Origin of the sequence: Metabacillus lacus (assembly GCF_009674805.1) — a bacterium.
Lineage (GTDB): Bacteria > Bacillota > Bacilli > Bacillales > Bacillaceae > Metabacillus_C > Metabacillus_C lacus.
On the sequence record NZ_WKKI01000048.1, the window covers coordinates 1 to 25,467 of the forward strand.

Below are 25,467 nucleotides of genomic sequence, written 5' to 3' on the forward strand. Positions count from 1 at the left end.
TAAGGGGATAATTCATATAACCATTTAACTGTTGAAAACACTTGTAAGGAATTTTACACAATATTAAGGACTTGACTCTTGCCTGAATTTCAAGCTCTATAAATTGTCTTCCATACTTGAGAGGAGAGAGGATAAAGTACAGAAAAGTGAAAATTTTCTTTACTTAATGAAACCCTTTAAGATAAAATTTTAATAATAGGGAAGAGGGAGGTTGGTAAGATGCAGATCAGGTATCATTATGTAAAGAAAGAGGAAGTTAAATATTGCCCAGCAGATTATACAGTGAAACAAGCTTATGAACTGCTGAAGGAAACAGGCTACAGATGTGTCCCGGTGCTAACGGTAAAAGAAAAGGCTTTTGCCGGGTTGATTTACAAGGTTGATCTCCTGGAGCATTATGTAGAAAACAAGGGCAGGGATGAAGACAGCATCGAAGGGCTGATTTCTGACAAGGATGCATTCATCTTTGAAGAAGATTCTTTTATAAAAACGTTTATTTCAATCAGGAGACTGCCATTTTTAGCAGTGCTGAACGAGAAAAAAGAGTTTTCAGGCATTATTACACACGCAAACATCATGGATGTGCTGGAAGACAGTTTTGGACTGAAAACAGGAGGCCATCTATTAACTGTTGCAACAAAAGAACATAAAGGTGCCATAAAAGATCTGGTCACAGCAGTAAAGGGTGTTAATATTGAGGGGCTGCTTACTCTTGATAATGGTGATAAGTATATCCGAAGAATCATCGTAAATTTATCCCGAGATACATCTGAAGAAAACTTGAATAGAATTATCAAAAAGCTGGAAGAAAAGGATTTTCGGGTTACATATGTTGACGATGCGGGATAAATTGAAGCTGTAGAAAAGGGCAGGAATCTTAGTGATTCTGCCCTTTTTGTGTTAGCTGCAGGTATAATCTCCAAGATCAAGCAGCCATATTTGCTCTTTTGCTGTAATTTAAATCTTGTTGTCCTTCCACTCTTTGTATTCTGCTAAATCTTTGCTAATCTCATTAACAACAAATGCCAGCACTGCAGCATCATCAAGAAGTCCAATTCCAAATAAAAAATCCGGTATCAAGTCAATCGGGGTGACGAAATACAGGATGCCGGCAGTAATGAGGATGACTGATTTTTTAGGAAAATGCGGATATTCACCACTGCGCCAAGACTTTAGTGCATGAAACAAAAGTGTGAAGTTTTCCACTCCGCTTTGAAGTGGAAACTTGCTTTTTCTTCTTTTTGATTTGGCCTTTTTTAATAGTTTGTCAGTTTTCGCCTTATTCTGAGAAATTTCTTCAGCTTGAGGCTTTAATTTTAAAATCATTCTTTTAACCATTATGCCTCCCCATTTCAAAAAAAAGGTTATTTATATATAAATATCCTGCTAAAAAAAGTTTAAACTAGGAATTAGTGGGAATAATACATAATGAGAGAGTATGCCATTTTATGTAATAAAAATATTTTGTCAAAGAAGCAAATAGACGATCTGCCTTTTTCTCACTAAATTGACACTTTTAAATAAGCTTCTTACAAACAATGGAGGGATTATTTTGTCCGTACAGCAATTGCAAAAAGAAAACTTATTAGAGATGATTTATGAGAAAAGGCAGGAAATGATTAAAACTGCTTCAATTGAAGGTTACTCCAGTATTGAAACTGTAAAGTACAGCCAGGAGCTGGACGAGCTGCTAAACAGGTATCAGCAGCTGCAGCTAGCTGAAGCTGGCAGTATAGCAGCAGCGCCGTTTCAGAAGTTTGTTCTAAGAATGAAAAAATGGTCTTACAGTGAGACCCTTCACCATAATGCTTAAACAAAATAAAAAGGCCGGATAACGGCCTAAAAAGTTTCCAAGAGGATAAACATAAAAGCTATACCGACTATAAAAGAGTACGTCGCGATGCGTTCATTGCCGTCTCCGTGGCTTTCCGGAATCAATTCTTTATATATAATAAACAGCATAGCCCCGGCCGCAAATGACAGGCCGTATGGAACCAGTACTTCTATAAATGATGTTAAATAATATCCCAAAAGGGAAGCCACAATTTCAATCGCACCTGTAAGCGTAGCAATGATAAAAGCTTTTAGCCTGCCAATGTTTTGGTTTATCAGAAAAAGAGCTACAAGGAAGCCCTCGGGCGCGTTTTGCAGTCCAATCGCAAATGCGATTAAATTTCCGGTTTCCTGTGCTTCAGATGCATAGCTGACCCCAACCGACAATCCTTCTGGAATATTGTGAAGAGTAATTGCTGCAATAATCAGCAAGGCCTTTTCATCAAATTGAATGCCTACCCTGCTATGCTCTAAATCTATATGGGGAATGGTTTTTTCCAGCATAGTAAGAATCAGCACTCCCAAGAAGAGCCCTGCTATGACCTCGAATATTCCCCCAGCCTGAAGAGCTTCGGGTATCAGTCCTCTCATCGCAGCGGTCATCATTATGCCCGCTGTAAAAGCCAGAAGAATGTCCCTCCACCTGTGAGTAATGCTTCCTTTCAAAAAGAGTATCGGGATCGCTCCCAACCCTGTTGCCAAAGCAGACAATATACTGCCTAAAAGAACCTCGGTCATAATTCACCTCTATAATCACTAATCTTCTATTTTCCCGTTTTTGGTAATGTGAATATTATAGCGGAAAAGTAGTGAGATAGATATGGTTATTTTTCAGACTTTTTATATACAAATTAGTTGGGCCAGTTCTTACTTTACTATGCTATGACCCCATGCTTCAGATTGTTCATCTTTTTTTGCTTGCAATATAAGGGCTGTTCATGGTGAATTGAATGATTAAATTTGTCAGGTAAGGTGAATCATTACGTTTTCTAATCAAAGAAGAACCTAATACAATACGATAAGATGAAAATGTTATTCCATATACATATCTTGTAACATTGTAGTCAATAGGCGTCATTTATCAAGCTTATGAGTAAGGGGAAATTTTTTATACAGTACCAGTGGATGGGTGGAAGAGGCCGTAATTCCTGCATTGTGCTGCTTAAGCGTTCTGACCTGCGGGGGAAGGACCGAATACATTTCAAAGCTCTTATTTATGTTTAATGAAGCAAGCTTTCATGGCAGACAGACGATGTACGATATCTGCCTGCCATATAAAGCATTGCTTAGCTTTTTTCATAAACATATAGTTTTCCATTTTCTGCTCTGGAGAATGAAGGGCCGGCAAAACCTCTTTTGATTAAAGCTTTTCTCATAAAAATCATTACTCCGCCATGACCTACAATGAGAATATTTTTGTTTTGCTGCACAGCTTCTTCCACAACCCTGTTTATTCGATCCATTACCATGCTTTTTGTTTCCATCTGAGAAGGGTGATTGAAATACCAGGCTGACCTGATCAGCAGAAGATGGACATGCAGAGGAAGCTTCATTTTTGTGCTGAATAAAGGGGAAAGGGGAATTTCACGAAGCTCCTCTCTCAGCTCCACCTGTCCACTGTAAATTGCTTGTGCTGTTTGAACTGCCCTGTCCAGGTCGCTCGCATAACAGCACTCCCACTCTATTCCTTTCAAATTCACTTCGCATGCTTCCACTTCAGAGTGATCATATTCCCGTACCCATTCACGAAGTTCATCCGACGTAATGAAAAAAGAAGGATAGCCGCGGGTAACTTTAAAATGTCTAAGAAGTCCAATTTTCACCTGCTGTTCACCTCATTTCCATCATAACTTTCCTTTTGCCAAAGGAAGAGTGATACGTACTTTTGTACCTTGATTTACCCTGCTTTGTATGTCGATGTCTCCCTTATACATATTGATAATTCGTTTGCAGACAACAAGACCGAGCCCCGTTCCGGTATCTTTTAGAGTGAAAAAGGGAGTGAAAATTTTATTCAGTATGTCCTCTGGAATTCCTTTTCCAGTATCACATACTTCAATGACCGCTTCTTCTTTATGCCGATACACGGAAATGGACAGCGTGTCATCAGGTTCCATCGCCTCCAGTGAGTTTTTGGCAAGGTTCATGACTACTTGTTTAATATGATCTTTTGTACAATGTACTGTCAGCTTTTCATCTTCCTGCAGATTTGTCTGAATATCCATATTACTGTAATTCGCTTCAGACTGGATGATTGGCAGGACTTCTTTGATGATTTCACTAAGCTGATGTGTTTTGTGATGGTGTGCTGTAGGGCGGCCCAACACAAGAAATTCACTCACAATTTGATTGATCCTTTTGATTTCTTTGTCAATGACAGAAAAATAAAACTGATCTTCCTCATCTTTGTATTTCTCTTTCAACAGCTGAATAAAACCGTTAATGCCTGTTAATGGATTTCTGATTTCATGTGCAGTACTGGCAGCCAGCGTTCCTACAAGCTCCAGCTTTTGTGAGTCTATCTGGGCATTTTCCCGGGCAGCTTTCCTGCGCAGCAGGTAATATTGAGTGCCAATGAATAGAACGTTCAACAGGATAAAAACTGAAAATAGGAACAGCGTCACACTGGAAATCGTCTCCGAAAGGTTGATAGGTTTCGGTGAAGCTTTCAGCTGCCAATTCAACTGATTCAAGTGCAGTGCAGTACTCTCAGGTCTGCCTGTTTCTCCACTCCAGTTTCCTGTTTGAAAGACTATCTTCCTGTCTGCATCTAACACCGAAATGTCAATACTCGGACTGATCACTTCCATAATGTTTTGCAGATAATCCACTCTCAGCGCGGCGATTAACAGCCTTTGGGGTTCATCGTCATCAGAAGAGTGAATTGGAGTGCAAATGCTGACGATATGGTTGCCTGTAAGTTGTCCGTAATATGCCCCGGATACAGCTGTCTGTCCTGTCAGCAGAGCAGTTTGGAAGAACTCTCTACCACTTAGATTTCTTTTCTGTTTTAACGGCTGTGCGGAAAGGAGAATGTCTCCGTCATTGTCCAGAAGAAGCAGTCCTGAAAATCGTGGTTCCTTTCGGTATGTTTCAGTCAAAACCCGCTGCAGTTCTTCTTCTGTTGTTTGTTCATTCACCATTACCGCCATGGTTTCAAGGCGGGCTTTTGTTTCCTGAATTAAATAGTCAATCTGGTTTTTATGTACATTGAGCATGGTGCGGGCTTCGGTCAGGTGTTCTGAAGCGAGCTCCTGCTTTTTAATGTCTATGTATATCAAGCCGATTACCATTGTGGGAATGACCACAATAAATAGATATAGGGAAAGCTTTCTGATCATGGGTTTTTGCATGCTATCTCTCCAAAAAATTAAGTTTGTCTTCTATTATAGCGGATTTTCCCTGAAGCAGGTAGGGTCTGGGAGATTGAGGGAGGGTTATCTATTTCCTAAAAAATCTACTTATTTACCCATCTCAAAGATTATTAAACAAATTAGCCGCCTTTTAAATGTAAAGGTTATGTAAAAATATAAGTTCTGAAGAACTCAAAAAAAGCTAGTTTTATCAATGGCTTCGACAAGTTTCAACACATCTATCAATGTTTAATGCAGTGTTAAGAAGTTGTAAATAGTCTAGAAGTCTTAGGAATCAGCGTGCATAATGGCAATTGTAAGACAACTGAGACAAAATTACCGGGAGGCAAAAGAAATGAAAAAAATCATTAGCACTCTATTAATTGCTGTACTCGCAATCAGCTTGGCAGCATGCGGAACCAATGCAAACAGTTCCAGCAAACCTGAAAAAATTATTATGGGGTTTGTTCCTTCTCAGGAATCAGATAAGATTGCTGATACAGTAAAGCCTTTGGCAGATAAGCTTTCTGAAGAGCTTGGAGTAGAAGTTGAAGGACAAGTTATGACAAATTATACTGCACTTGTAGAAGCAATGGGATCTAACAAAGTTCATATCGGATTTATACCAGCTTTTGGTTATGTACTGGCTAATGAGAAACACGGCGTAAACGTCATTCTTAAATCAGAAAGAAACGGAAGCGGAACGTATAAAGCACAATATGTAGTAAAGTCTGATTCCGGTATTGAAAGCCTTGAAGATCTGCGTGGAAAAACTTGGGCATATGCTGATGCAACATCAACAAGCGGATACCTTTTCCCTGCAGCACAGCTTATGGAAAAATTCAACGTAGAAAATCTTGAAACTGACTTTTTTGGAGAAACTGTACAATCAGGCAGCCATGACAATGCAGCTATCGCAGTATTGAATGGGGATGCAGATGTAGCGACAACTTTTGATGATGTTCGTGCAGTACTTGAAAAAGATTATCCTGAAATCATGGATCAGCTGACTGTTATTGATTATACTGACGAAATTCCAAATGATACGATTTCTGTTACAAAGGATCTTGACGAAGAGCTGGTAAATAAGATTAAAGAAACTTTCCTGTCCTTTAACAATGATGAAGAAATGATAGAAGTTATGCAGGAAGTTTACAGCTGGAATGCCATTATTGAGGCTCAGGACAGCGAGTATTCGGTAGTAAAAGAAACTTACAACAAATTCAAAGATGATATTACTCTAGACTAATATTTGAAATGCCTGCAGGGGGGAGCATGCTTCCCCTTTTTTACTTGAGAAAAATGTCGAAAAATATATAAAAGTAACCATGGAGGGGTCAAAGTGATTGAGTTTAAGAATGTTTCCCTGGTGTATCCTAATGGCACTAAAGGATTAAAAGAAGTAAACGTTAGTATTAAAGAAGGAGAATTTGTCGTTATCGTCGGCTTATCAGGAGCCGGAAAATCTACTTTTATCCGCAGTATTAACCGCCTCGTATCACCAACCAGCGGGGAGCTGAACGTTGACGAAGAAAATATTTTAAGATTAAAAGGTAAAGGGCTACGTTCCCTTCGAACAAAGGTTGGAATGATCTTTCAAAATTATAACCTCGTTAAGCGATCCACAGTGATGAAAAATGTCATTGCAGGCCGCCTTGGCCATACAGGTACACTAAAAAGTATTTTAAATCTTTATTCAAAAGAAGATATGGCTCTTGCTTATGAAAGTTTAAAGCGCGTGAATATTTCAGACAAGCTGTACAATCGTGCAGATGAATTGAGCGGAGGACAGCAGCAAAGAGTCAGCATTGCAAGGGTGCTTACCCAAAAGCCGAAGTACATTTTGGCGGATGAACCGGTAGCGAGCCTGGATCCTCCAACTTCTCATCAGGTCATGAAGTATTTAAAAAAGATTAATAAAGAAGACGGCATTACTACAATCGTGAATCTGCATTTTATTGATATGGCTATGGAATATGCGGACAGAATTATCGGGATGCGTGCAGGAGAAATTGTGTTTGACGGGCCAGCTTCTGAAGTAAATGAAAAAACGTTTGAAACAATTTACGGCCGTTCCATCCGTGATGATGATTTGCGTGGAGGAGAAGAGTGATGGATCCTAAGCAGGATAACTTTGTTCCCAGCAGTCTGATTAGTGCCAGGGCCAAGCGCCAGGTGACTCTGATCATGATGGTTGTCATCGGTCTGTATTTATGGAGCTCCATTCAAACTGAGTCATTTATCACAGATTTTTTTGCGGGTATACCAGATATGTCCAGAATGGTTCAGGATTTGTTTCCCCCTAATTTGTCATTTACCAGCCAAGTATGGCCAAAACTGACAGAGACCATTCATATGGCAATTATTGCAACAACCATTGCAGTCATTCTTTGCATACCAATGAGCTTGCTTGCGGCGAGCAATGTGAATACAAATAAGATTTCCTACCAAATTTCGCGCTTTTTCCTTAATATACTGAGAACCATTCCGGATATTATTTTGGCAGTGATTTTTGTGGGTATCTTTGGCATCGGTGTATTTCCCGGCATACTCGCCCTGATTATTTTTTCGCTAGGTATACTGTCCAAGCTGATTAGTGAAACGATTGAAGCCATTGACCGTCACCCTATGGAGGCTATTACAGCATCTGGCGGTAACAAGCTTCAGGTAATCTGGTATTCTGTTGTTCCGCAAGTACTTCCGCAGTTTACATCTTTTGGCCTTTATGTATTTGAAATCAATATCAGGGCTTCCGTTGTTCTTGGGCTTGTAGGAGCAGGCGGTGTAGGGCAGCTGCTCAATCAGCAGATTAACTTTTTCAATTATAAAAATGCGATGATGCTGATCCTCATTGTTTTCATAATCGTTATTATCATTGACTATGTCAGCACCAAAATAAGGGAGGCGATTGTATAATGACACAACTTCAACAGCCTCCTAAAAAACCTGCTTCTTATAAAAAGGTTATTCGCAACATTGCTATTCTGCTTATCCTTGCAGCGATCTATTTCTGGACCTTTTCAACCATTAATATTAAATGGGAGCGAATCTTCAGCGAACATACAATTGACAGCTTCGGCAGAGTGATTCCTCAGCTGTTTTCACCTGATATTGATGCACTTGGAAAGATCATGGTTAAAATGGTTGAGACTCTTTATATTGCTTATACAGGTGCATTAATTGCTGCCATTATCGCTGTTCCGCTTGGGTTTCTGGCAGCAGGAAATATGGTTCAGAACAAATGGCTGAATACCGCAGGAAAATGGATTCTTGATGGTATTCGTGCTTTTCCGGATCTGGTGCTTGCCATTATCTTTGTTGCGGCTATCGGACCAAGCCCTTTTGCCGGAGTGCTGGCAATCGCTATTGGGTCTACCGGGATGCTCGGGAAGCTTTACTCTGAAGTGATAGAATCTATCGATATGAAAATTGTTGAGGCAATGGAAGCAAACGGAGCAAACAAGATTCAAGTTCTGTTTTACGGTGTGATGCCGCAAGTGATTCCTGAGTTTATGTCCTACGCCATATACAGATTCGAAATAGATGTAAGAGCATCGACGATTCTGGGTATTATAGGAGCTGGGGGAATTGGTACATTGATTACAATTGCCACGATGAACAGAAACTGGTCAGAAGTTGGGATGATACTAGTTGTGATCATCATCGTTGTGACGATCATTGATACCATTTCTACAGCAATCAGAAGAAGATTGGTATAGAAACACTGGGGTGCAGAGCTTTTGCTGCACCCTTTTTGAAAGGTGAGTAAAATAAGATGGAAAAGAAAACCATTCACATACTGGCTACGAGCGATATACACGGGCAGGTATTTCCGCATGCCTATCATAATCAACAGCCTTCACAGCAGGGCCTTCTGAAGGCAGCCTCTTATATAAAGAGAAAAAGGAAAGAAGATGGAACTTTTTTGCTGATTGACAATGGTGATCTCATACAGGGAACGCCGCTGACATACCATTTTGCAAGAAAACAATCTCATCTTATCAATCCAATGATTATTGCACTCAATTATTTAGCTTATGATGCAGCAGTCATTGGAAACCATGAGTTTAACTATGGAAGAGAACTGCTTGATAGAACTGTAGATGCTTCTCATTTCCCCTGGCTGTCTGCTAACATAGTCAGTGAAGAAACCGGCAGGCCTGCGTTTGGAAAACCATATATCGTAAAAGAGCTGGAAGGAATTAAGGTGGCTGTTCTTGGAGTGACTACCCATTATATACCGAATTGGGAGGAACCTGCCCATATTAAAGGTTTGTCTTTTTCTGATGCTTACGAAACAGTCAGAAGCTGGATTGCGCACCTAAAGCGAAATGAAACGTTTGATGTCCTGGTTGTCGCCTATCATGGCGGATTTGAAAGGGATCTTGAAAAAGGGGACCCTACAGAGCCTCTAACAGGGGAAAATCAAGGATATGAAATGTGTATGAATTTAGCAGATATTGATGTGCTGATAACAGGTCATCAGCACCGGCAAATCGCCGAGAAGCTAAATTCAACTGCTGTTGTACAGCCGGGTAATAATGGAAAATATCTGGCTGATGTGAAGCTGGAGTTTATTAAAACCGGAGAAAAATGGAGAATCACCAAAAATACCCCGTCGCTTGTGATGATTGGAGAGGAACACCCGGACGAAGAGCTTGGCAATTTGCTGCTTCCGTATGAACAGGCTGCCCAGTCATGGCTTGATAAAGAAATAGGTACAATAGATGGTTGCATGCTTCTATCTGATCTCTTTCAAGCAAGACTGAAAGAGCACCCTTTTGTTGAATTTGTGAACAAGGTTCAAATGGAGGCTGCTGACACTGACATTTCGTTAACTTCTTTGTTCAGCAGTGAAGGAGGCGGTTTCTCAGAAAGAGTTACAATGAGGGACATAGCAGCGAATTACGTTTATCCAAATACATTAAAGGTTTTGAGTATCTCTGGTGCTGACATGAAGGCAGCTCTGGAAAAATCTGCAGAATATTTTCAGCTGGATGAAAACAGGAACTACCAAGTAAATTCTGCATTCACTGATCCAAAACCGCAGCATTATAATTATGATATGTGGGAGGGTATATCATATGTGCTGGATATTTCCAAACCGCACGGTGAGCGGGTAGTTGACCTGTCATATCATGAGCAGCCTGTTGACCTTAATAAGGACTATGCTGTAGTTATGAACAACTACCGCGCAGGCGGTGGCGGCAATTATCATATGTTTAAGGATAGTAAAGTTTTAAAAGAAATTCCGGTAGACATGAGTGAGTTGATTGCCGACTATTTCATCAGAAATGGGAGAGTAAGGGCAAGTATCAATGAAAATTGGAAAATTATCGGCGGACATAGTTGACTTTTTATTTGTATAAGACTATCATACTTGTAATTCAAGATAATTCTCCAATTAAGGATTGATAAATATGAACGAAGATAAAAAGATAGAGCAGTCCCTCAAGCTTTTTATTGTATTGTCCAGGGCTCATCGTGCCATCAATGATGAAGTAAACCAAAACATAATAAACTTTGAACTAAATCCCACTGATTTTGCAGTGCTGGAACTGCTGTATCATAAAGGTGATCAGCCCCTGCAGCACATTGGAAGCAAAATTCTGTTAGCGAGCGGAAGCATCACTTATGTGGTAGATAAACTGGAAAAGAAAGGCCTGCTGGAACGAAAAGCATGTCAGGAAGACAGGCGCGTTACGTTCGCTCATATAACTGAGCAAGGCAGAAAGCTCATTGAAGAAATATTTCCTCCTCATCAACATGCAATACATCAAATCATGGAAATACTAACAGAGGATGAAAAAGAATCAGCGATTGAGCTGTTAAAAAAGATAGGAAAAAACATTCCAGCAAAGCTTTAACAAAGAACAGAGGCCAAGAAATTTCTTTGGCCTTTTTTGTGTTGCAAGATACTTTAGAATATAACACAGAAAACATAAAACCCTTCCTAGCTGAAGGAAAGGAAATAAACACAATTTGTTCAATTTTTTCACCGTGATAACTTGGTATAATTTGGGTATCAGGAGGGATGCTATGCCACAAATTCTGTTAAGAAATCATCGTCCAATGATCACTTTTAGTGTACTCAGTTTGTTTGTGCTGGCTGCGAATGTTTTCGTTACTCAGTCGGGGTTATTTATTGTTATTCCTTTTGAACTCTCTCTGGCAGTCATAATTGATTTGATGATTTGTATTCCAGTCGTTTTTTACCTGACAATTGTCAGAGGCTATCAGCTTCCGGTATGGACTGTGGTTCCGGTTATGTTGATTGGAGTCTTTCTATTCCGTCTGCTGCTCCCGGAGCACGATCTTCTTAACAGCAACGGTGCCTCTCTGCTCGTCTTTATTCTTGGCGCAGTGGTGCTTGCAGCTGAATTCCTGTTTGTGTACATGCTGTTCAGAAAGCTTATTTTGCTGGTTCGCAATTACAGAGAGGCAAGAAAAACCTTTTATTTTTTTACAGCATCCTTTCAGAAAGCATGTGAACAAACGTTTGGTACATGGGTAGTGTCCCGGCTTCTGGCAACAGATCTATCTGTATGGTACTACAGTATGTTTGCCTGGAGAAAAAGCTTGAGCACAATCCCCGGAACATACCGCTTTTCCTATCACAAAGAAACAGGGTATCTGGCATTTGTTCTAATGCTGGCACATGCCCTGGCAATTGAGATAATTGGTGTACACATGATGGTGGCTTATGCTTACAATTCTGCTCTCGCCTGGCTGGTTACCGTATTTGACTTGTTTTTTCTAGCCGCCCTCATCGCTGACTACCGTGCCATGATGTTGTCGCCTGTTACTGCAGATCAGCACGCTCTGCATATTCAAAAAGGCATCCGGCAGTCGGCCCACATACCTTATGTAAGCATAGAGAGCATTGAGACTGCAGGAGGAACACTAGATACGATAAAAAAACAAAAAGATGCTCTCCATATGTATCTGCCGGAAATGATCGAAGAGGTGAAGCCGCAAATGGAAATCACTTTAAAAAATTCTGTATATGCAACGGGGCTGTACGGGAGGAAAAAGTGCATCTCAAAAATTTACATATCCGTCGACAATCCTCAGGAATTTAAAAACTTTTTGGAGGAAAAAATACAAAAAATGAAAAAAAGTCTTTAACATTCTTCCATACATGTGTATAGTAAGAAAAAATGATATCATAACTGACTGTAAATCCTTATTTATAAGTAAACAGTCTTGCATAAAAACAATGATGAGAACAAGAGCGGATCACAGCCTGCATAACAGAGAGGGAAGAAAGCTGAGAACTTCCCATGAACAGGGGATTCGTCTTACCGTCTCGAAGTTGCACCGGGGTAAAAAACCGGTGCCGTTAGCAACGTTACAGCGAAAGTAAGCCGCTTATCTTGGTTAGCGGAAAGCTGGGTGGAACCGCGGGTAAAACACACTCGTCCCTCTATGGGGGATGAGTGTGTTTTTTTATTTTAACTTATCCCTGTTACAAGAGAATAGCAGGTGATGAGAAGGACAACAATGGATTTTTACGGTTAACAGAGAGGGAAGTGATGGTGAAAGCTTCCTAACGCAGGGAATCCATTTACCGCCTTTGAACTGTATTGGGGAAAATCCAATACCGCTAACGCAGCGTTATCGGGAAATGAAGCCGCAGGGAATTTCTGCGGAAAACTGGGGTGGAACCACGGGTCTGCACACACTCGTCCCTGCTTAGGGAACAGTGTGTGTTACTTCTAAAAAATCACAAAATTTTAGGGAGGAATTACCGTGGATTCAAGCAAAATCAATATTTCATTTCCTGACGGACGTTCAAAGGATTATCCAAAGGGAGTACTTGCAGGAGATATCGCTTATGATATTAGTCCTCGGCTGAAGAAGACATCAGTCGGAGTTTTAGTCAATCAGGAACTGAGAGAAATGAGTAGCGAAATAGATTCTGATGCAGAAATTGAGTTTCTTTCCCAAAAATCAAAGCATGGCATCCAGATGGCCAGGCATTCAGCAGCCCATATTCTGGCGCAGGCTGTGAAAAGACTGTTTCCAGAAGTGCAGCTTGGAATCGGCCCTGTTATTGAAAATGGATATTACTATGATTTTCAAAGTAATGTGTCTTTCACTCCTGAACATTTGCTGAATATTGAAGGTGAAATGAAGAACATCATCAATGAAAATCATAACATCATTAGAAGAGCTGTAAGCAAAGAGGAAGCCGCCGCTCTTTTTGATGCTCGTAAAGAAGAGTATAAGCTGGAGATTTTGAGAGGATTATCAGATTCAGAGGAAATAACAGTATATGAGCAGGGTGAATTTGTAGATTTATGCAGAGGGCCTCATATTCCTTCAACGGGCATGTTAAAGGCATTTAAATTGTCGGGTGTTTCCGGAGCATACTGGCGTGGAGAAAAAGAGAACGCCGTCATGCAGCGGGTATACGGCGTTGCTTTTTCGGATAAAGAGGAATTAAAGCAGTATCTAGCGGCAAAGGAAGAGGCAGAGAAAAGGAATCATCGCAAGCTTGGGGCAGAAATGAAGCTGTTCATGTTCTCCGAAGAAGCTCCTGGAATGCCGTTTTATCTCCCAAAGGGACAAATCATCAGAAATGAGCTGGAGCAATACCTGAGATTTGTGCAGAATAAAAGGGATTATCAAGAGGTGAAAACGCCTTCCATGATGAACAAAAGGCTTTGGGAACAATCGGGACACTGGGAGCATTATCATCAGAATATGTATTTTTCTGATGTGGATTCACAGAATTTTGCTCTCAAACCGATGAACTGCCCCGGGCATATGATCATCTATCAAAACAACTTATATTCGTACCGTGATTTGCCGCTCCGACTTGCTGAGTTCGGACAGGTGCATCGCCACGAATACAGCGGTGCTTTGAACGGGCTGCTCAGGGTCCGTACATTCTGTCAGGATGATGCACATATTTTTGTCACTCCCCAAGGAATTAAAGAGGAACTGCAGTCTATTCTTGACTTGATTGACGAGGTTTACGGCGTTTTTGGGTTTCAGTATGATATTGAACTGTCAACTAGGCCGGCGGACTCTATGGGCAGCAATGAGTTGTGGAATGCAGCGGAGAAAGCATTGAAAGAAGCGTTATCAGAGCAAAAGCTCCATTTTTCAATTAATGAAGGAGACGGTGCTTTTTACGGGCCGAAAATTGATTTTCATATTCGGGACAGCATTGGCAGAAGCCATCAATGTGCAACAGTTCAATTGGACTTTCAGATGCCGGAGAAGTTCAATCTGCATTATATAGATCACAATAATGAAAAAAAGTGCCCGGTGGTCATCCATAGAGCGGTATTTGGATCAATTGACAGATTCCTCGGGATTTTAATAGAGCATTATGCGGGAGTGTTTCCTTTGTGGCTTTCACCCCTGCAGGCCGTAGTGATTCCTGTATCTCAAAGCATTCACGGCGGTTTTGCCAGTGAGGCTGCTGAAAAGCTCCGTTTAGCAGGAATCAGGGTAGAGTATGACAGCAGAAATGAAAAGCTGGGGTACAAAATTAGAGAAGCTCAGTTGAACAAAATCCCTTACATGTTGGTTGTAGGCGATAAAGAAATATCAGAGGAACAGGTAAGGATCAGACGGCACGGTGAACCTGACTCCCACTCCTGCAGCATTGATAAACTCGCAGCTATGCTGCAACGGGAAATTCTGCAAAAACAATTGCAGTCAGAAGAAATTTGAGAAAGTAAACAGAGTATGTTGTACATTAAAAAGCCCGGAGCCTTAAGCTTCGGGCTTAACTTTGTTATTCTATTGTTTGTTCAATGGGAAGAATCAGAATTTCAACACGCCGGTTCTTCTGTCTGCCTTCAGCAGCAGCATTGTCTGCAACAGGTTTATATTCGCCAAAGCCTTTGGCACTAAAAGCCTGAGGATTTAGGTTGGTATTTTCCAACAGCAGTTTCATAAAACTGACGGCTCTCATGACGCTTAAGTGCCAATTGGAGTCATATTGTGAGTTGCTGATTGGAATATTATCAGTATGTCCGCTGACAATGATATTTCTTGGCGGGTTCATCACAAGCAGATCAGAAATGTCCTTTGCAAGCTGTTCGTCTTTTTTACGAACTTCTGCATTTCCGGAATCAAAGAAAATGTCATCATGAATGGTAATTAGAAGTCCTTCTGCAGTAAGGGTAGTCTTCAGCTTATCCTGAAGATTTTTTTCTGCTATGTATGCATTGACTTTTTCCTGGACTTCTTTCAATTTCTTCTGATCTTCTTCCTGATCGTCGGCAGCCTGTTTCTTTTCCTTATCAAGCTGTTCCATTTCTCCATCAGGTAGCGGACTTGGATATTCCATGATTCCTGTGCCGCCGGTAAAAGTGCTGTTAAAAGCTCTTGAGAGCATTTGAAACTTTTGAGCGTCCACTGAACTCATGGCAAACAACACGATAAACAGGGCAAGAAGCAATGTGAGCAAATCAGCATAGGGGATCAGCCAGGTCTCATCAATGTGTTCTTCATGATGCTGCTTTTTCTTTCTTTTAGCCATCCAGCTTTTCTCCTTCTGCTATAAGCATTTGCCGCTCTCTTGCCGGCAGGTATGTGGCAAGTTTCTGTTCAATTGCTTTTGGAGCCTGGCCCTCCAAAACAGAAAGAACACCTTCTATCATCACATAGCGGACTTTGGCTTCCTGCTTGGATTTTCTCTTTAATTTGTTTGCGAAGGGATGCCAAAGCACATATCCTGTAAATATGCCCATCAGTGTTGCAACAAAGGCTGCGCCGATTGCATGGCCCAGCTCATCAGTATTGTCCATATGTGATAAAGCTGCTATCAGCCCGACAACCGCTCCAAGCACGCCAAGAGTTGGAGCATAAGTCCCGGCCTGCGAAAAGATGGAAGCCCCTGCAAGGTGCCTTTCTTCCATCGCTTCAATTTCTTCAGTCATCACATCTCTGATAAACTCGGCATTCTGTCCGTCAACGGCCATTCCCAGCCCGTTCTTCAGGAAAGGATCATCTACTTCGTCAATTTTTGCTTCAAGTGCAAGCAGGCCTTCTTTCCTCGCTGTTTGTGCCCAATCGGAAAACAAGGGAATCAGCTCTTGCACAGCGGGTATTTTCTGCTCTTTGAACAATACGCCGAACAGCTTCGGAACCCGTTTTACTTCACTGCTTGGAAATGCAATCGTTACTGCGCCAATCGTTCCAAGAATAATAATCAATAATGCAGCAGGGTTAAGAAGAACAATAGGGCTGACACCCTTCAAGAACATTCCTACCCCAACAGCGACAAATCCTAAAATCAGTCCAACCAAAGATGTTTTATCCATGTCTCATCAAATCCTTTTGTTTTCTAGGTCTACCTATACTATCGGCAAAGTCAGCATGATTTTTAATCATTGTAGTGATGAACTTTTGTAAAACCAATTTTTCATAATCGTGGTAGTACTTCGCAGAGAATGAAGGACCCTTTAGCTGTCAAAGCCTTAAAGAAAATACCAGACATGATCCATGTTTAACCAAACTCCTCAGCATGTTCTATACTGCATACCGCTGCTGCAGCAGCAAAGCAGCTCAGAAAGAAGGGATTAGGGATTTCAAGCAGAATAAAATAACCAGACGGAAATTATTTAGAAAGGCAGGAAACAAGATGAAGAAATTTGAGGAATATACATATATCAGGCCTGATCTCCAGAAGGTGCAGTCACAGTTTCAGGAAGCGTTAACTTCTTTTAAACATGCAGGAACATTTGAAGAGCAGGATGCAGCAATGAAGGAGATTTACCGGATCAGAAATACTGCTGATACGATGGTTAATCTTGTTCTCATACGTCATTCTATCGACACAAATGATGACTACTATAAAAATGAGCAGGATATAATGGATGACTTGCAGCCGCATTTTCAGGCTATGGAAAGTGAGTTTTACAAAGAATTGACAGCATCCTCTTTCCGTAAAGAATTGGAAAACAAGTGGGGGAAACAGCTGTTTGCACTGGCTGAGCTGCAGTTGAAAACATTTTCTCCGGAAGTACTGGAGGATTTGCAGCAGGAAAACAGACTATCCTCACAATATACAAAGCTTGTTGCTTCTGCCAAGATTCACTTTGATGGTAAAGAGTATACACTTGCCCAGCTTCAGCCTTTTACAGAGTCTCCCGACAGAAATATAAGAAAAAGAGCAGGAAAGGCTCGTTTTTCCTTCTTTTCAGAGAGGGCAGAAGAGTTTGATAGAATTTATGATGAACTGGTCAGCATAAGGGCAGGCATCGCTAAAAAGCTCGGATTTGCCAATTTTGTAGAGTTAGGGTATGCCAGGATGAACAGGACAGATTATGATGCAGATATGGTTAAAAATTCCGGAAGCAGGTCAGGGAGATCATCGTCCCTGCAGCCCAAAAGTACAGAAAGCGCCAGAGATCCAGGCTGGGTCTGGAAGAACTGAAATTTTACGACGAGCCTGTTAACTTTCTTTCAGGAAATGCAGTTCCAAAAGGCGGGCCGGAGTGGATTGTGGAAAACGGCAGAAATATGTATAGGGAACTGGCGCCTGAAACAGATGAATTTTATACTTTTATGGTTGAAAAAAACTTGATGGATCTTCTTGCAAAGAAAGGAAAAGCGGGAGGGGGCTTTTGCACTTATATTGCTGATTATGAATCTCCTTATATTTTTGCCAACTTTAATGGAACTTCAGGAGATATTGATGTACTGACCCATGAAGCGGGACATGCTTTTCAGGTTTATATGAGCCGGGGATTTGATGTTTCGGAGTATCAGTGGCCGACATATGAAGCATGTGAAATACACTCTATGAGCATGGAGTTCTTCACATGGCCGTGGATGGAATATTTCTTTAAAGAAGATACTGTGAAATATAAATATGCGCACTTAAGTGAGGCATTACTTTTTATACCTTATGGTGCGGCGGTTGATGAGTTTCAGCATTATGTGTATAAAAATCCTGAAGCGACACCTCTTGAAAGAAAGCAGGCATGGAGAAAGCTTGAAGAAATCTACCTTCCCCACGTTGACTACGATGGTATTTCTTATTTGGAAGAGGGAGGGTTCTGGCAGAAGCAGTCTCATATTTATCAATCTCCGTTTTATTATATAGATTACACGCTGGCCCAGATTTGTGCTCTTCAATTTTGGAAAAAACTGCATGAGGACAGGGAAAGTGCCTGGCAGGATTATTTGCAATTATGCAAGCAGGGCGGCAGTAAATCATTCCTGGAGCTTGTAAGTGATGCAAAGCTTCTATCTCCTTTTGAAGATGGATCTATTGCCTCTGTAATTCATGAGATAGAAGAATGGCTATATAGCATAGACGATTCTACATTATAATGCCTACAGAGAGCCCGCTTTAGCTTTTAAAAAATAAAGCAGAGCCTTCAAAGACTTTTCACCGTAATAAATGAGGAATGAAGAGAGATGAAAAAAACAGGCAATATAAAGGCAAAGCCAGAGCAGCAAAGAGTCCAGCCTTAAACAGTTTAGCATAATACTGCATGCCTTCAGCAAGTTCTTCTGTTAATGACATAACAGTGAAGCCAAATAGAATCATAAAATAGTATGCTGCTAACCCAAAGTGTGCTCCAAACTGATACAATGTTAAAATAAAACCAATTCCGGAACCATTTAGTACAAGAATGAAAAAACCGGTGCAAAGCCATATGTTGTTATATACTTTCATGCTACTTTAGCCGCCTTTCAAAGAGACTCTGCATTATTCCTATGCAGAGAGATGACGAGTATAGAATCTGAAATTCGGCAAAGCATGATTCCCAGTTGAAAGTTGGACGAAAATAATGAATTCTTTACGAGATATAACAGACTACAAAACTGAAAAAATATTTTCCTGGCTCCGTTGGATTTTTTTAGCACTGTCCGTTTTCATGTTTTATTATCCTCCGGTTTCCAGCTTGCTTGAGCTTGAAGTAGCTTCTTTTCCGCTGCTCATTTCTATTGGTATTCTATACATGAGCATAACGCAATTCAGCCTCGGCAAGATGGAGAAGGACCCGATCTCAGCCAAATGGCTGACCTGGTCCGGTATACTGTTTGATTTTACTGCTTTTGTATGGCTGCTGATTTTATCGGGAGGATCAGGAAGTCCTTTCATCCCGATTGCATACTTGATTGTCATGCACGCTGCAATTTATTGGAAAGCGGTTGGAGCATTGGTTTCTTCAGCTGCGGTGACCGCTTCCTATAGTGTTATTTTTCTGGGAGAGCCTTACAGCTGGATGAATACTTTCCGCTTTCTTTCAAATATCAGCTTTTTGTGGATTATCGGATTGTTTGGCGCACTGATTGTCCTGAGAGAAAGAAGTCACCTTCAGGAAAAACAATTTTTTCAGAAACTTGTATCTCGTGATTACCTAACAGGATTATATAATCATAGATCTTTTCAGGAGGAAATTAAAAAATTGAAGGAAGAGCGTGCGGAATTTATTTTGCTGATGGGAGATATTGATTTCTTTAAAAGAGTAAATGACGAGTACGGACATACAATGGGAGATGCGGTTCTTCAACAGCTTGGGAAAGTGCTGGGCAGTCAGGCGGAGCTTATGGGCGGCCGGGCATTTCGGTATGGCGGGGAAGAGCTGGCACTTATCTTTTCAGATAGAACTCTTGAACAGGCAGAAGCTGTAATTGAAGAGCTATACAAAAAATTAGGCGGCCTGCATCTTCCGGGAAATTTCACTGTTTCTATGAGTTTTGGTGTTGCCGGAGCAGGCGGTAAAGCTGATGAGGATGTAGTCAACCGGGCGGATGCCTTGCTGTATCGGGCAAAGCATTCGGGCAGGGGAAGAGCGCTATTGGAAAATGGGAAAGTACTGCGCATGCCTGTTTCAAGGCATGATGCAATGTAAGAAAAAAACCCATGCAAATAAGGCTAACGGGTTCAACGATGCTCTGATTACTTTGTTAAGTGAAGAACACAATAATTTTATAGGAATTATTGGATTAAATGTTGAAATAGGAATAAGGGGGGTGCCTGTTATTAAAAAGATTTACGATTTTATATCAAAACAAGATGCTTTTATTCGTATTGCTATATATGTAGGGGCAGGTTTTATTATATTATTTGCAGGTTACTTGGTTGGAGGTTTAATTGGAAGACTAACATAACAGAATAGTTCAATAAGGAGAAATAAGAACAAAAAACGCACAGATTTTAAAATCTGTGCGTTTTTATATGCCAATTATAGTGTTAATTAGAGTGGATTTAGGATGCTAAACACATTGTTATTTAACTTGTGAATTAACGTTTTCCCTCCCGCAACTGAACCCGTTAAAATAAGGCAGGGGTTTCTTCATATATTAGATGGCTGGCGGCTTAGCTGTCTGCTTTTGTAATCGCGATGTTATCATTTTCTAGCGTAACTTGCAGTTTTTTCGCATTTTCCGCTTCCAGCAGAACGTCGGCAATTGCATCTTCAAGTTTTTCCTGAAGGACACGACGCAGAGGTCTCGCACCAAAAGCAGGATGATAGCCCAGCTCAGCAAGCTTTTTCATAGCTTCTTCATCTACTGAGATTGATAAGTCCTGCTCAGCGAGAGTTTCCTGAAGCTCTTCTATCATAATTTTTACGATTTTCATGAGATCTTCTTTTTGAAGATGTTGAAATTCAATAATATTGTCAAAGCGGTTAAGAAATTCCGGCTTAAAATAGGAGCTCAGGGAGTCTAAAATACCGGTTTCTTTTACTGCGTCTGTGTTTGCCCCAAAACCAACAGTGATTTTTTTATGACCTACTCCAGCATTGCTGGTCATGATGATGACTGTATCTTTAAAACTGACTGTTCGTCCCTGGCTGTCTGTCAGGCGGCCGTCCTCCATCATTTGAAGGAAAATATGCTGCACATCCGGATGAGCTTTTTCAATTTCATCCAGAAGGATGATACTGTAAGGATTTCGGCGCACTTTCTCAGTCAGCTGGCCTGCTTCGTCATGGCCAACATAGCCAGGAGGAGATCCGATCAGTTTAGAAACAGTGTGTTTTTCCATGTATTCACTCATATCGAGTCTAATAAGGGCATCTTTTGACCCAAACAGTTCCTGAGCGAGAGTTTTCGTCAATTCAGTTTTTCCTACGCCGGTTGGTCCAACGAACATGAAGGAGCCGATCGGACGATGTTTAGACTTTAATCCCGCTCTGCTTCTGCGAATCGCTTTCGCAACCTTTGCGACGGCTTCTGACTGTCCGATCACTTTATCACTTAAATTTTCTTCAAGATTCTTCATCTTTGCAGATTCGGCGGATTGAAGCTTTCCGACAGGAATACCTGTTTTCTGCTCAATTATTTTTTGGATGTCTTCTATCCTGACAACGGGTTTGGCAGCATCAACATGTTCGGACAGCTGCTTTTCGAGTGCAGCTTCCTCATCTCTTAGCCTTGCCGCAAGCTCATAGTTTTCTTCTTTTGCAGCCTTATCTTTTTCAACAGCAATTTGTAAAAGGCGCTCTTCAGCTGCTTTTTCATCATGTGTAGTAATCGTCAAGTTTAATTTAGATCCTGCTTCATCTAACAGATCAATCGCTTTATCGGGAAGATAGCGATCCTGAATATAGCGGTGCGATAGGTTTACACATGCAGCAATTGCCTCTTCGGTATAGGAGACGCCGTGATATTCTTCATACTTGGTTTGAATGCCTTTCAAAATTGAAATTGCTTTTTCAAGGGCAGGTTCGTTCACCATAACCGGCTGAAGGCGTCTTTCCAAAGCTGAATCCTTTTCAATCGTCCTGTATTCTTTCAGGGTTGTTGCCCCGACGACCTGCAGTTCTCCTCTAGCCAGTGCCGGCTTTAAAATATTTCCTGCATCCATAGAACCTTCAGCAGATCCTGCTCCCACAAGCATATGAATTTCATCAATGAATAAAATCACATTTTTGCGTTCCATCAATTCAGCAATCAGCTGTTTCATTCTTTCTTCAAATTGACCGCGGATACCTGTATTGGCCACAAGGGATGCAATGTCCAGCAAATACACTTCTTTATTGAGGAGCTTGGATGGCACATTTCCTTCTGAAATTTGTAATGCAAGTCCTTCAACTACTGCAGTCTTACCCACACCGGGTTCGCCAATCAGTACAGGATTGTTTTTATTTCGGCGGTTTAAAATTTCAATTACACGCTGAATTTCTTCGTCTCTGCCAATGACTGGATCAATAAGACCGGCACGTGCAGCATGCGTTAAATTTCTGCCCAGTTCATCCAGCAGGCCGCTCTTCCTGCTTTTGGCTGTTTCCGCAGCCTGAGGCTGATTGCTGGCGGACTGGCCGTTTCCTCCCCCGAACAGGGATTGAAAAGACATAGGAGGAGCTGCAGAGTATCCGTTTGGAATTCTCTCCCTGTATTCAGCGTAGCAGGATGGGCAAAGCTGCAACTCTTTGAACTTTCCATTAATTTGAAGCTGTAATCTAATTTTTGCTTTGTTTTCTTCACAGTGCTGACATAACATGAAATATTCCTCCTCAGTTCATTTTTTATGGGTGAGAGAGCCGTATGTTTCCGGCTGCAGTCATATATATAAATGTTAGTAAAAACTTTGATCAACTTTGACTATAAGATTATTTAAAAAATCAGGTTTGACGTTCCCTGACTAAAACCTATTATAGTTTGACCTAATCTGACTTTCAAGTATTTTGCTCAAAAAATCTCTTCTTTAAGGAGATCTTGTCTCATATAAATGAACCAAGAGGAAGGGAGCGGAGAAAGCATGAAAAATTCTTTCACAGCTGCTGTACAAGTGGGTGCAGTGTATGTTGGTACCATTGTAGGAGCAGGGTTTGCTACAGGCAGGGAAATTGTAGAATTTTTCACGAGATTCGGTATGCTGGGCATGCTGGGCATCCTGTTGGCAGGCTGCCTTTTTATCTGGCTTGGAATGAAAATACTCATTATCTCCAGAAGAATCGGTGCAAACTCCTACAAAGAATTCAATCTCTTTCTATTTGGAAGCAAGCTGGGGAGTATCATAAATGTATTTATGTTTGTCGTTCTTCTCGCTGTTACAGCGGTAATGATATCCGGTGCAGGTGCTGTATTTCAAGAGCAGCTGAATGTATCAAAACAAGTTGGCATGATTGCAACCGTTCTGCTTGCTCTTCTGGTCATGAAGTTTGGGGTAAAGGGACTGCTTGGGGTTAATATGCTGGTTGTGCCAGTGCTGATCTTGTTCAGCATTATCCTGGCTGTAAATTCTTTTTCATTTACAATTTTCACTGCGGAACCAGTACATGAGGGTAATCCGCTGAGCTGGCTGTTAGCAGCTGTTTCATATGCCTCATTCAATCTGGCCATGGCTCAGGCCGTGCTTGTTCCCCTGGCAAAAGAGATAGAAGACGAAAAAGCGCTTAAGCTTGGCGGCTGGCTTGGCGGGGGAGTTCTTGCTGCTATTTTGCTGAGCAGTCATATTGCACTCTCCGGCCTTCCTGGGTTTATAGACTTTGATATTCCGATGGGGCAGGTCATGAAAGGTGCTTTCTCCGCACTTTTTTATATCTATATACTTGTTATTTATGGAGAAATTTTCACTTCTGTTATTGGAAATCTTTTCGGGATAGAAAGGCTCGCGGCCCAAGTGCTGAAAGTGCCGAAACTTTTGACAGTGGCTGCAGTTCTCGCTGTCTGCTTTGTATTCAGCCAATATGAATATAGCAGTCTGATTTCCTTTTTATATCCCTTATTCGGTTATATGAGTCTTGGATTTATGGTACTTTTAATAGGAAGAAAATTTCCGGAGGCACCTGACAGGGGGTAAGTAATGGATAGAATTGCAATTATATCAGATATACATGGAAACATACCTGCTTTGGAAGCAGTTCTTGCAGATATAAATGAGCGCGGAATACAGAATATTTACTGCCTAGGAGACCTGATAGGGAAAGGACCTGAAGGAGAGAAGGCAATCAGAATTGTAAGAGACTGCTGCAGGGTCATTGTGAAAGGAAACTGGGATGACTTTATTACAAGAGAAACGAACAGCAGTGTTCTGCAGTGGCATCAGCAGCAGCTTTCACCCCACAGCAGGAAGTTTCTTGAAAGTCTTCCTTTTTCAAAGGATGTGATCATGAGCGGAAGGAAAGTCCGTCTGTATCATGCATCTGCTGAAAGCCTTTATGTCAGAATACAGCCTTGGGATTCACTGGAACAAAAGCTTGCTATGTTTCAACCCAGCGAGCTTACCGGTTTCTTGTGGGAGGAACCTGATATTGTCGGTTATGGAGATGTACATCAGGCATTTGTTCAGTCTTTTTTAGGAAAAACCTTGTTTAATTCAGGCAGTGTCGGCAATCCGCTGGACAGCAGCGGCGCTTCTTATGCCATTTTAGAAGGAAATTATAATATTGCTGAAGTATCCGCAATCGGAATCCAACTTATCAGGGTTCCCTACAACATTGAAAAAGCGATCGAAATTGCGAGAAAAATGGACATGCCACAATGTGATGAGTATATTCAGGAATTAACAACCGGTAAATACAGAGGGTTAAATTGACTAGCTCCAGGGCCAGCCCTTCGAAGTCATAAGCCAATCATCTTAAAAAGGTAAAGCCTTTTGAAAAAACTGCTCATCTTATGCTTGTCAGAGCCCGACACGACTCGGTCAGTCATGCGTTGCCACAGGACGTGGCGCACTTAGCATGACTTCCTTTACTAATGTTCCGCTTTTTTACATTGTCCAGCTCCAGGCGCCAACGGCTCGAGGTCATAAGCCAATCCGGCCTGAAGGTTAAAGAACAACCTTCATACCGGCTCGTCTTATGCTTGTCGCCGCTGAACGTCGCCTTCCGCTTTTCTGTTTTGTCCAGCTCCGGCAGCTAGGCTCTCGAGGTCATAAGCTGTCTTGGCCATAAGGGCAAAGAGCGCCCTTCCGTCCAAGCCATCTTATGCTTGTCGAAGGCCGACAGGAAGTCGGACAGTCATGCGTTGCCACAGGACGTGGCGCATTTAGCATGACTTCCTTTACTAATGTTCCGCTTTTCTAAATTGTCCAGCTCCAGGCGCCAGCCCTTCGAGGTCATAAGCCAATCATCTTAAAAAGGCAAAGAGCGCCTTTTGAAGCTGCTCGTCTTATGCTTGTCAGGGCTGAGCGGGCGCCTTCCGCTTTTCGATTTGTCCAGCTCCAGGCGCCAGCCCTTCGAGGTCATAAGCCATCTTGATCAAGAGGTCAAAGAGCGACCTCATGCTCAAGCTGTCTTATGCTTGTCAGAGCCCGACACGACGTCGGACAGTCATGCGTTGCCACAGGACGTGGCGCACTTAGCATGACTTCCTTTACTAATGTTCCGCTTTTTTACATTGTCCA

At 41.5% G+C, this 25,467-nt stretch carries 22 protein-coding genes, 1 pseudogene and 1 other annotated feature; of the genes and pseudogenes, 15 read left to right on the forward strand and 8 right to left on the reverse strand.

Going from position 1 to position 25,467, the window contains the following annotated elements; all coding sequences use genetic code 11:
• Nucleotides 1-219: 219 nt before the first annotated feature.
• Complete coding sequence (cbpA, locus tag GJU40_RS17195; protein WP_154309308.1) at nucleotides 220-849, forward strand: cyclic di-AMP binding protein CbpA; 630 nt, start codon at nucleotides 220-222, stop codon at nucleotides 847-849.
• Nucleotides 850-957: 108 nt separating this feature from the next.
• On the opposite strand, the gene GJU40_RS17200 is transcribed toward cbpA, so the two are convergent.
• Nucleotides 958-1,338, reverse strand: coding sequence for a YkvA family protein (locus GJU40_RS17200; protein ID WP_154309309.1), 381 nt, complete (start codon nucleotides 1,336-1,338; stop codon nucleotides 958-960).
• A gap of 214 nt (nucleotides 1,339-1,552) precedes the next feature.
• Between GJU40_RS17200 and GJU40_RS17205 the strand changes: the two genes are divergently transcribed.
• On the forward strand, nucleotides 1,553-1,813 hold the full coding sequence (locus tag GJU40_RS17205; protein WP_246188409.1) for an aspartyl-phosphate phosphatase Spo0E family protein: 261 nt from the start codon (nucleotides 1,553-1,555) through the stop codon (nucleotides 1,811-1,813).
• A 26-nt stretch (nucleotides 1,814-1,839) separates the two neighbouring features.
• Here GJU40_RS17205 and GJU40_RS17210 read toward each other — a convergent pair whose 3' ends face one another.
• The 3 genes from GJU40_RS17210 to GJU40_RS17220 form a co-directional block, all read right to left on the reverse strand.
• A complete protein-coding gene (locus tag GJU40_RS17210) occupies nucleotides 1,840-2,571 on the reverse strand; it encodes a ZIP family metal transporter (RefSeq protein WP_154309310.1) in 732 nt (243 codons plus the stop codon).
• A gap of 548 nt (nucleotides 2,572-3,119) precedes the next feature.
• Nucleotides 3,120-3,656, reverse strand: coding sequence for a histidine phosphatase family protein (locus GJU40_RS17215; protein ID WP_343031598.1), 537 nt, complete (start codon nucleotides 3,654-3,656; stop codon nucleotides 3,120-3,122).
• Nucleotides 3,657-3,677: 21 nt separating this feature from the next.
• Nucleotides 3,678-5,186: an ATP-binding protein gene (locus GJU40_RS17220; RefSeq protein WP_154309311.1), complete on the reverse strand. Its 1,509-nt coding sequence runs from the start codon at nucleotides 5,184-5,186 to the stop codon at nucleotides 3,678-3,680.
• Between the two features lie 355 nt (nucleotides 5,187-5,541).
• Here GJU40_RS17220 and phnD point away from each other — a divergent pair, with 355 nt between their 5' ends.
• The 8 genes from phnD (at nucleotide 5,542) to thrS (ending at nucleotide 14,876) form a co-directional block, all read left to right on the forward strand.
• Nucleotides 5,542-6,435 carry a phosphate/phosphite/phosphonate ABC transporter substrate-binding protein gene (gene phnD, locus GJU40_RS17225; protein WP_154309312.1) on the forward strand — a complete coding sequence of 298 codons (894 nt, stop codon included), beginning with the start codon at nucleotides 5,542-5,544 and terminating at the stop codon, nucleotides 6,433-6,435.
• A 93-nt stretch (nucleotides 6,436-6,528) separates the two neighbouring features.
• Nucleotides 6,529-7,299: a phosphonate ABC transporter ATP-binding protein gene (gene phnC, locus GJU40_RS17230; protein WP_343031599.1), complete on the forward strand. Its 771-nt coding sequence runs from the start codon at nucleotides 6,529-6,531 to the stop codon at nucleotides 7,297-7,299.
• Nucleotides 7,299-8,102 (forward strand): phosphonate ABC transporter, permease protein PhnE, encoded by an 804-nt coding sequence (gene phnE, locus GJU40_RS17235; RefSeq protein ID WP_154309313.1) that lies wholly within the window; start codon nucleotides 7,299-7,301, stop codon nucleotides 8,100-8,102. Before phnC ends, phnE (GJU40_RS17235) begins: the two co-directional genes overlap by 1 nt.
• A complete protein-coding gene (gene phnE, locus GJU40_RS17240) occupies nucleotides 8,102-8,905 on the forward strand; it encodes a phosphonate ABC transporter, permease protein PhnE (RefSeq protein WP_154309314.1) in 804 nt (267 codons plus the stop codon). Before phnE (GJU40_RS17235) ends, phnE (GJU40_RS17240) begins: the two co-directional genes overlap by 1 nt.
• A gap of 56 nt (nucleotides 8,906-8,961) precedes the next feature.
• Nucleotides 8,962-10,539, forward strand: coding sequence for a bifunctional metallophosphatase/5'-nucleotidase (locus GJU40_RS17245; RefSeq protein ID WP_154309315.1), 1,578 nt, complete (start codon nucleotides 8,962-8,964; stop codon nucleotides 10,537-10,539).
• A gap of 67 nt (nucleotides 10,540-10,606) precedes the next feature.
• Nucleotides 10,607-11,053: a MarR family winged helix-turn-helix transcriptional regulator gene (locus GJU40_RS17250; RefSeq protein WP_154309316.1), complete on the forward strand. Its 447-nt coding sequence runs from the start codon at nucleotides 10,607-10,609 to the stop codon at nucleotides 11,051-11,053.
• 172 nt (nucleotides 11,054-11,225) lie between these two features.
• Entirely contained in the window at nucleotides 11,226-12,314 is a 1,089-nt protein-coding gene (locus GJU40_RS17255) for a hypothetical protein (protein WP_154309317.1), read from the forward strand.
• Between the two features lie 351 nt (nucleotides 12,315-12,665).
• Nucleotides 12,666-12,882, forward strand: a binding site (T-box leader).
• A 56-nt stretch (nucleotides 12,883-12,938) separates the two neighbouring features.
• Nucleotides 12,939-14,876: a threonine--tRNA ligase gene (thrS, locus tag GJU40_RS17260; RefSeq protein ID WP_343031600.1), complete on the forward strand. Its 1,938-nt coding sequence runs from the start codon at nucleotides 12,939-12,941 to the stop codon at nucleotides 14,874-14,876.
• 64 nt (nucleotides 14,877-14,940) lie between these two features.
• On the opposite strand, the gene motB is transcribed toward thrS, so the two are convergent.
• Both motB and motA read right to left on the reverse strand, forming a co-directional pair.
• Nucleotides 14,941-15,690, reverse strand: a complete 750-nt coding sequence (gene motB / locus GJU40_RS17265; RefSeq protein ID WP_154309318.1) for a flagellar motor protein MotB — start codon at nucleotides 15,688-15,690, stop codon at nucleotides 14,941-14,943.
• Nucleotides 15,683-16,474 (reverse strand): flagellar motor stator protein MotA, encoded by a 792-nt coding sequence (gene motA / locus GJU40_RS17270; protein WP_154309319.1) that lies wholly within the window; start codon nucleotides 16,472-16,474, stop codon nucleotides 15,683-15,685. The genes motB and motA overlap by 8 nt, the downstream gene beginning before the upstream one ends.
• 320 nt (nucleotides 16,475-16,794) lie before the next feature.
• Here motA and GJU40_RS17275 point away from each other — a divergent pair.
• Nucleotides 16,795-18,491 (forward strand): annotated as a pseudogene (locus GJU40_RS17275) (M3 family oligoendopeptidase).
• 58 nt (nucleotides 18,492-18,549) lie between these two features.
• Here GJU40_RS17275 and GJU40_RS17280 read toward each other — a convergent pair.
• Nucleotides 18,550-18,840: a hypothetical protein gene (locus GJU40_RS17280; protein ID WP_154309320.1), complete on the reverse strand. Its 291-nt coding sequence runs from the start codon at nucleotides 18,838-18,840 to the stop codon at nucleotides 18,550-18,552.
• Between the two features lie 115 nt (nucleotides 18,841-18,955).
• On the opposite strand from GJU40_RS17280, the gene GJU40_RS17285 reads away from it, so the two are divergent.
• Both GJU40_RS17285 and GJU40_RS17290 read left to right on the forward strand, forming a co-directional pair.
• Nucleotides 18,956-20,023 carry a GGDEF domain-containing protein gene (locus tag GJU40_RS17285; RefSeq protein WP_154309321.1) on the forward strand — a complete coding sequence of 356 codons (1,068 nt, stop codon included), beginning with the start codon at nucleotides 18,956-18,958 and terminating at the stop codon, nucleotides 20,021-20,023.
• Between the two features lie 52 nt (nucleotides 20,024-20,075).
• Entirely contained in the window at nucleotides 20,076-20,282 is a 207-nt protein-coding gene (locus tag GJU40_RS17290; protein WP_170289446.1) for a hypothetical protein, read from the forward strand.
• 208 nt (nucleotides 20,283-20,490) lie between these two features.
• Here the strand turns inward: GJU40_RS17290 and GJU40_RS17295 are convergent, their stop codons facing one another.
• A complete protein-coding gene (locus GJU40_RS17295) occupies nucleotides 20,491-22,620 on the reverse strand; it encodes an ATP-dependent Clp protease ATP-binding subunit (RefSeq protein ID WP_154309323.1) in 2,130 nt (709 codons plus the stop codon).
• 258 nt (nucleotides 22,621-22,878) lie between these two features.
• Here GJU40_RS17295 and GJU40_RS17300 point away from each other — a divergent pair, with 258 nt between their 5' ends.
• Complete coding sequence (locus tag GJU40_RS17300) at nucleotides 22,879-23,922, forward strand: YkvI family membrane protein (RefSeq protein ID WP_154309324.1); 1,044 nt, start codon at nucleotides 22,879-22,881, stop codon at nucleotides 23,920-23,922.
• 3 nt (nucleotides 23,923-23,925) lie between these two features.
• Nucleotides 23,926-24,657, forward strand: coding sequence for a metallophosphoesterase family protein (locus GJU40_RS17305; RefSeq protein WP_154309325.1), 732 nt, complete (start codon nucleotides 23,926-23,928; stop codon nucleotides 24,655-24,657).
• The last annotated feature ends 810 nt before the right edge of the window (nucleotides 24,658-25,467 follow it).